This is a genomic window from Sphingomonas yabuuchiae, from assembly GCF_001477495.1.
In the GTDB taxonomy this organism is placed as follows: Bacteria; Pseudomonadota; Alphaproteobacteria; order Sphingomonadales; family Sphingomonadaceae; genus Sphingomonas; species Sphingomonas yabuuchiae_A.
In genome coordinates this window covers 43,102-49,425 of sequence record NZ_LDTF01000049.1, presented here as the reverse complement: position 1 = coordinate 49,425, position 6,324 = coordinate 43,102, and the positions used below count along the sequence as shown (strand labels likewise).

Below are 6,324 nucleotides of genomic sequence, written 5' to 3'. Positions count from 1 at the left end.
CCCCTCCCGCCTGCGGGAGAGGCGTGCCAAGCTCCGAGGGAAGGGCCTAAACCAGACTCGGCCCTGTTAGCGTCAGCCCTGCTTCAACGTCGCCATGTCGATGACGAAGCGATACTTCACATCGCTCTTTTGCATCCGGTCATAGGCGGTGTTGACCTCGTCCATCGCGATCATCTCGATGTCGGCGGTCAGGCCATGCTGGTGACAGAAGTCGAGCATTTCCTGCGTCTCGGCGATGCCGCCGATCAGCGAACCCGCCAGCGAACGGCGGCGGAAGACCAGGTTGCCGACCGAGGGCGACGGGTGCGGCGAGTCGGGCACGCCGACCAGCGTCATCGTGCCGTCGCGCTTCAGCAGCATCAGGAACGCGTCGAGGTTATGCGGCGCGGCCACCGTGTTCAGGATGAAGTCGAAGCTGTTGGCATGGGCCGCCATCTGCGCCTCGTCCTTCGACACGATCAGGTCCTTGGCGCCCAGCCGCTTGGCATCCTCGGCCTTGTTGGGCGAGGTCGAGAAGACATAGACCTCGGCCCCCATCGCGGCGGCGATCTTCACGCCCATATGACCCAGGCCGCCGAGACCGACGATGCCGACCTTCTGGCCCGGCCCGACCTTCCAGTGGCGTAAGGGGGAATAGGTGGTGATGCCTGCGCAGAGCAGCGGCGCGACGGCGGCCAGATCGGCCTCGTCATGGTTGATCTTCAGGACGAAGCCTTCCTTGACCACGATATGGTCGGAATAGCCGCCAAAGGTATGGCCGCCCAGTACGGGATCAGGACCGTTATAGGTGCCGACGAAGCCGGTCGTCTCGCAATATTGCTCCTCGCCGTCATGGCAGGACGGGCAGTGGCCGCAGCTGTCGACCATGCAGCCGACGCCCACGAGGTCGCCGACCTGGTACTTGGTCACGTCGCCACCGACGGCGGTCACGCGGCCGACGATCTCATGGCCGGGTACGCATGGATATTGGGTGCCCGCCCATTCGCCGCGCGCGGTGTGCAGGTCGGAGTGGCAGACGCCGCAATAGAGGATGTCGATCGCGACATCGTCGCCCTGCGGATCGCGGCGCTCGAAGGAAAAGGGGGCGAGCGGGGTTTCGGCCGACTGGGCGGCATAACCCTTGGCGGGAGTGGGCATGGAAGCTCCTCTGGAAATCTGTAACGCGAACGAACGGACGCGGCCGCCCATATGGGGGCCACGCAATCCGGTGCCAGACGCGCCATGGGTTAAGTTTTCCGATTGGGGCTGATCGGAGAATTGCCGCAAATCAATATGTTATATTGTCACCAAGTGCTCGGCCTACCCCATGAACCCCTGGTTCCAGGTGGCGGAATCATAATTGCCGATATTGGGCAGCACGGTGCGCAACCCGCCCGAATCGATCCCGAACCAACTGGCCAGCGTCGCGGCATATTGGTCTACCGACATGGTCGGGATCAGACGGCCCTGGCCGACATCGTCATTGGTATTCGTGCCGACGGTCGGCGCCTTGCCATAGAAACGCTGCCCCTTCACCGCGCCGCCGACGATGAAGTGCATGCCGCCCCAGCCATGATCCGACCCGTCGTCGTTCGACTGGAGCGTGCGGCCGAAGTCCGATGCGGTGAAGCTGGTCACCTGATTGGCGACGCCCATCGCGGCGGTGGTGTCGTAAAAGGCCTTCATCGCCGAGGAAATCCGGGCGAGCAGTCCCGGATGCTGCGCGACCAGATTGTCGTGCAGGTCGAACCCGCCCATCGACACGAAGAACACCTGCCGCTTCAGCCCCAGCGTCTGGTTCACCGCGATCATCCGCGCGACCATCTTCAACTGGTCGGCGAGCGGGTTGTTCGACGGGAATAGCGGGAAATTGCTCGCCGGAGCCCCGGCCAGCGCGCCGCTGAGCTGCGCCTGTACGTCGAAGGCGCGCTTGGAGATGCGGGCATGCTCGCTCGCCATCGCAAAGCTGGTTTCGGTGGTCATCAGGCTGCGCAGCGTGTCGAGCGCCGAGGACGAACCATAGAGCGTGCGGCTGTTGTTCAGCAGCGCGACCGGGCCGCCGGTGCCCACCGCATATTGGATCGCGGTCCGCCCGGTCAGGTACACCGCATTGCCGCTGGTGTTGATGCAGGTCAGCGCGGCGGCGCCGTTGCCGTTCTGGAACACGTCGCCGATCCGCCCGCCCCAGCCGCTGGTCGCGCCTTCGGGGCTGGACGCCTGGAAGAAGCTTTGCTGGTCGTTGTGGCTGAACAGCTTGGGGGGCAGCCGGACGGTGCGATTGTTATATTGCGTCTTGGTCGTCGGCTCGACCAGCGTGCCGACGTTCAGCGCCACCGCCATCTTGCCCGCCGCGAAGAGCTGGCTCATTTCGGGCATGGACGGCGACAGCGCATAGACGCGGCCACCCGGCAGGGCGACGGCGGGGTTCAGCACGCTGCCCGCCAGCGCATCGCGCTGATAGCCGATATTGGCCCGCGCCGCGCGATAGGCGGCAAAGCTGGTCTCGTCATAGGGGACCAGCGTGTTGGCATAGTCGTTGCCGCCGTACAGGAACACGCAGACCAGCGCCTTATAGTCGGACGCGGTGGCCGCCGCCGCCTCGCCGATCGCGGCCAGGCTGGAGACGAAGGGGGTGGCGGTCCCGGCCAGGCCGAACAGCGCGCTGCGCTTCAGGAAGGCGCGCCTGGACTGATCATGGGGCGATTGGTCTTGCATCATGCTCATCACCGCAGATTCAGATATTCGGGGGAGGCCATGGTCAGCAGGATGGCGATGCCGACCCGGTTGATCGGGCCGTTCGTCGCCGTCGCCGCCACGCTGTCGACCGCGCCGCGGATCGTCGTCACGGTCGAGGTCGACAATTGCCCGGCGGCCAGCACCAGATTGACCTCGTCGACCAGCGCCTTGCTGTCCGCCGCCAAGGTCTGGATCGCGGTGTAATCGGCCTTCACGTCGCCGATACCGTTGGCGATCAGCCCGTACATGAAGTTCACATAGCCGACGACGCTCTGTTCGTTGGTGATCTGGAATTCGGGCGCGACCAGGCCGCTGCCCGCCAGGCCGGTGCCGGGCGGGGTATAGCCGGGGCGGTAGAAGTTGAAGACCGAAGGGCTGCGGCCCTTGCTCTGCCCCAATCGGCTGGTCGGGTTGGACGTGTCGCCGATCGCCCAGGCATTGGAGGGCGAACTGGCCCCGAACGCACGCGCCCAGCCGGTCAGCCGCAGCACCGGCTCGCGCAGCTTGCCCGCATTGGCCGTGCCGGGCAGGGCCCGCGCCTCGCTGTCGAGCAGGATGGCGCGGATCACCGCTTTCATGTCGCCGCGTATCCCCTGGCCGTTATCGGCAAAGGCCGTCGCGACGCGATTGATATAGGCAGGCGAAGGATTGCTCGTCACGAGCCGCTGGATCAACTGGCGCGAGACGAAGGGCGGCAGATTGGGGTGGGCGAAGATCGTATCGAGCGCGCTTTTGACGGCCGCCATGCCGCCGCCACTGACGCTGGTGCCCAGAAAGCTTGCCGTGCCGGTCTCGTTGATCGCGGCGTTCATCACCAACGGCATCCGGTAGCGCGCGGGCGTGCTGCTGTCGCTGGTCGCCGGGGCCAGGCCGGTGAAGACGCGCGCCAGCCCCGACACATCGGCCTGGGTGTAGGTTTCGATCGGCTGGCCGCCATTGGTCTTCGCGGAGCCGTCCATGTCGAGCTGGTAGAGGCCCAGCGTGAACAGCTGCATCAGCTCGCGCGCGTAATTCTCGTCGGGTTGCGCGCCGGTGGTCGGATTGCCCTTCCGGTTGTTGAGGAAGGTCAGGAAGCTGGCCATCGCGAAATTGGTCGTGATCGCGCCCAGCAGGTCGCGATAATTGCCGAAGGCGTTGTCGAGCAGCACGTCGACATAGGCCGCCATGCTGAACGCGCGCCAGGCATCGGTCACGCCATCGACCCCGACCACCAATATGTCGAGCAGCGCCATGCCGATCCGTTGGCGCAGCTGGTCCGGCTCGACGATCATCTGCCGCCAGAGCGTCGGGTCCAGCCCGGCCAGCGAATTGCGGTTGGCCGCGGCGTCATAGCCGCCCGCGATCATCCAGTCCCAGTGGCTGATCGCGCGGGGCAGCGCGAACTGGTCGGTCAGCCAGCCGTCATAGCCGCGCGAGACGACGGCATCGATCGTGCTGCGGGTCGCGCCCATCGTCGCTTGGGCGAGGAAGCGGCTGGCTTCCGTGGCGGTCGGCGGTGGGGTGACGACGACGACCGGCGTGGTCGAACCGCTGGAGCTGGCCGAGCCGCCGCTCGCGGCGCTGCTACCCTGGCTCCCGCCATCGCCACAGGCCGCCAGCGCCAGCAGCGGGAGGATCGCACCGCTGGTCATCAGGGTCGACTCGCTCGGACGGTTCGTCATGCCGGGCGTGTCCGCACTCTCGTTCAAGGCCACCGTCACCGGCGCAACCTCTATATCCCGCCCCATCATTGGCCATGCACCCGCTAACCGCCCCCGCTGGGCGACCGAGGCAATTTGGTGCCAATGTGGATAATAGAATATGAAAGGTTCCGCCGCTCACCGCATGTACGGGGCCATCCGGCCGATACGGCCCTATCGCAACGCAAGCGTAATGAAAAAGGCCCCGAAATCCTGTTTCGGGGCCTCGTTCGAATCGAGGGATGGAGCGGCCGATCAGTCGATTCGCGGCAGCGTCTCGAACTGGTGGTAGGGCGGCGGGCTGGACAGCGTCCATTCCAGCGTCGTCGCGCCTTCGCCCCAGGGATTGTCGCCCGCCGGCTTGCCCGCGATCAGCGACCAGATCAGGTTGATGAAGAAGATCGCCATGCCCGCGGCCATGATCTCATAGCCATGCGTCGCGACCTTGTTCCACAGCGCGAAGGCGTCCGGATAGTCCGGGTAGCGGCGCGGCATGCCCTGCAGGCCCAGGAAGTGCATCGGGAAGAACAACAGGTTCACACCCACGAAGAACACCCAGAAATGCAGCTGGCCGAGCAGTTCGCTATACATCTTCCCCGACATCTTGGGGAACCAGTAATAGAAGCCCGCGAACAGTGCGAATACCGCGCCCAGCGACAGGACATAGTGGAAGTGCGCCACGACATAATAGGTGTCGTGCATATAGTCGTCGATGCCGCCATTGGCGAGCACCACACCGGTCACGCCGCCGACGGTGAACATGAAGATGAAGCCGATCGCCCAGACCATCGGCGTCTTGAACGACAGCGAACCGCCCCACATGGTCGCAATCCACGAGAAGATCTTGATACCGGTCGGCACCGCGATGATCATCGTGGCGGCGGTGAAGTACATCTTGGTGTTCACGGACAGGCCGGTGGCGAACATGTGGTGCGCCCACACGACGAAGCCGACCACGCCGATCGCGACCATCGCATAGGCCATGCCAAGATAGCCGAAGACCGGCTTGCGGCTGAAGGTCGCGATGATCTGGCTGACGATGCCGAAGCCCGGCAGGATCATGATGTACACTTCGGGGTGGCCGAAGAACCAGAAGAGATGCTGGTACAGGATCGGGTCACCGCCACCGGCGGGATCGAAGAAGGTCGTGCCGAAATTGCGATCGGTCAGCAACATGGTGATCGCGGCGGCCAGCACCGGCAGCGAGAGCAGCAGCAGGAAGGCGGTGACCAGCACCGACCAGACGAACAGCGGCATCTTGTGCAGGGTCATGCCCGGCGCGCGCATGTTGAAGATGGTGGTGATGAAGTTGATCGCCCCCAGGATCGACGACGCACCCGCCAGATGTAGCGCCAGGATCGCCATGTCCACCGACGGTCCGGGCTCGCCGAAGGTCGATAGGGGCGCATACGCCGTCCACCCCACGCCCGCGCCCGACCCGAAGAAGGGCGAGGCGAGCAGCAGGGTGAAGGCCGGGATCAGCAGCCAGAAGGACACGTTGTTCATGCGCGGGAAGGCCATGTCGGGCGCACCGATCATGATCGGCACGAACCAGTTGCCGAACCCGCCGATCATCGCGGGCATGACCATGAAGAACACCATGATCAGGCCATGCGCGGTGATCAGCACGTTCCACAGGTGGAGCGACTGGTCGAGGCTCTGCGCGCCGCCGTGGAGCATCCCCGCCCAGATCCCCAGATACTGGATACCGGGTTCGCGCAGTTCGGCGCGCATCAGGCCCGAGATCGCGCCACCGATGATCCCCGCCACGATCGCGAAGATCAGATAGAGGGTGCCGATGTCCTTATGGTTGGTCGACAGGAACCAGCGCGCGAAGAAGCCGGGCTTGTGATCGGCGTCATGGTGCGCGTGGTGGTGATCCTCATGACCGACGAATGCCGATCCGGGGTGAAGTGCGGTGTCGGTCATG

The 6,324-nt window shown here is 64.9% G+C and carries 4 protein-coding genes; all 4 read right to left on the bottom strand.

The window, feature by feature from the left end:
- Positions 1–72: 72 nt before the first annotated feature.
- Complete coding sequence (locus tag NS355_RS10200; protein ID WP_058745609.1) at positions 73–1,137, bottom strand: NAD(P)-dependent alcohol dehydrogenase; 1,065 nt, start codon at positions 1,135–1,137, stop codon at positions 73–75.
- Positions 1,138–1,299: 162 nt separating this feature from the next.
- Positions 1,300–2,697, bottom strand: a complete 1,398-nt coding sequence (locus tag NS355_RS10195) for a DUF1501 domain-containing protein (RefSeq protein WP_345938804.1) — start codon at positions 2,695–2,697, stop codon at positions 1,300–1,302.
- A gap of 5 nt (positions 2,698–2,702) precedes the next feature.
- A complete protein-coding gene (locus NS355_RS10190; protein ID WP_244489640.1) occupies positions 2,703–4,415 on the bottom strand; it encodes a DUF1800 domain-containing protein in 1,713 nt (570 codons plus the stop codon).
- Between the two features lie 234 nt (positions 4,416–4,649).
- Positions 4,650–6,323, bottom strand: a complete 1,674-nt coding sequence (gene ctaD / locus NS355_RS10185) for a cytochrome c oxidase subunit I (protein ID WP_058745607.1) — start codon at positions 6,321–6,323, stop codon at positions 4,650–4,652.
- Position 6,324 lies beyond the last annotated feature (1 nt).

Bases quoted from the DNA above. Each gene is read 5' to 3' on its own strand.
- NS355_RS10200 (WP_058745609.1), bottom strand. From the start codon at position 1,137: ATGCCCACTCCCGCCAAGGGTTATGCCGCCCAGTCGGCCGAAACCCCG.
- NS355_RS10195 (WP_345938804.1), bottom strand. From the start codon at position 2,697: ATGATGCAAGACCAATCGCCCCATGATCAGTCCAGGCGCGCCTTCCTG.
- ctaD (WP_058745607.1), bottom strand. From the start codon at position 6,323: ATGACCGACACCGCACTTCACCCCGGATCGGCATTCGTCGGTCATGAG.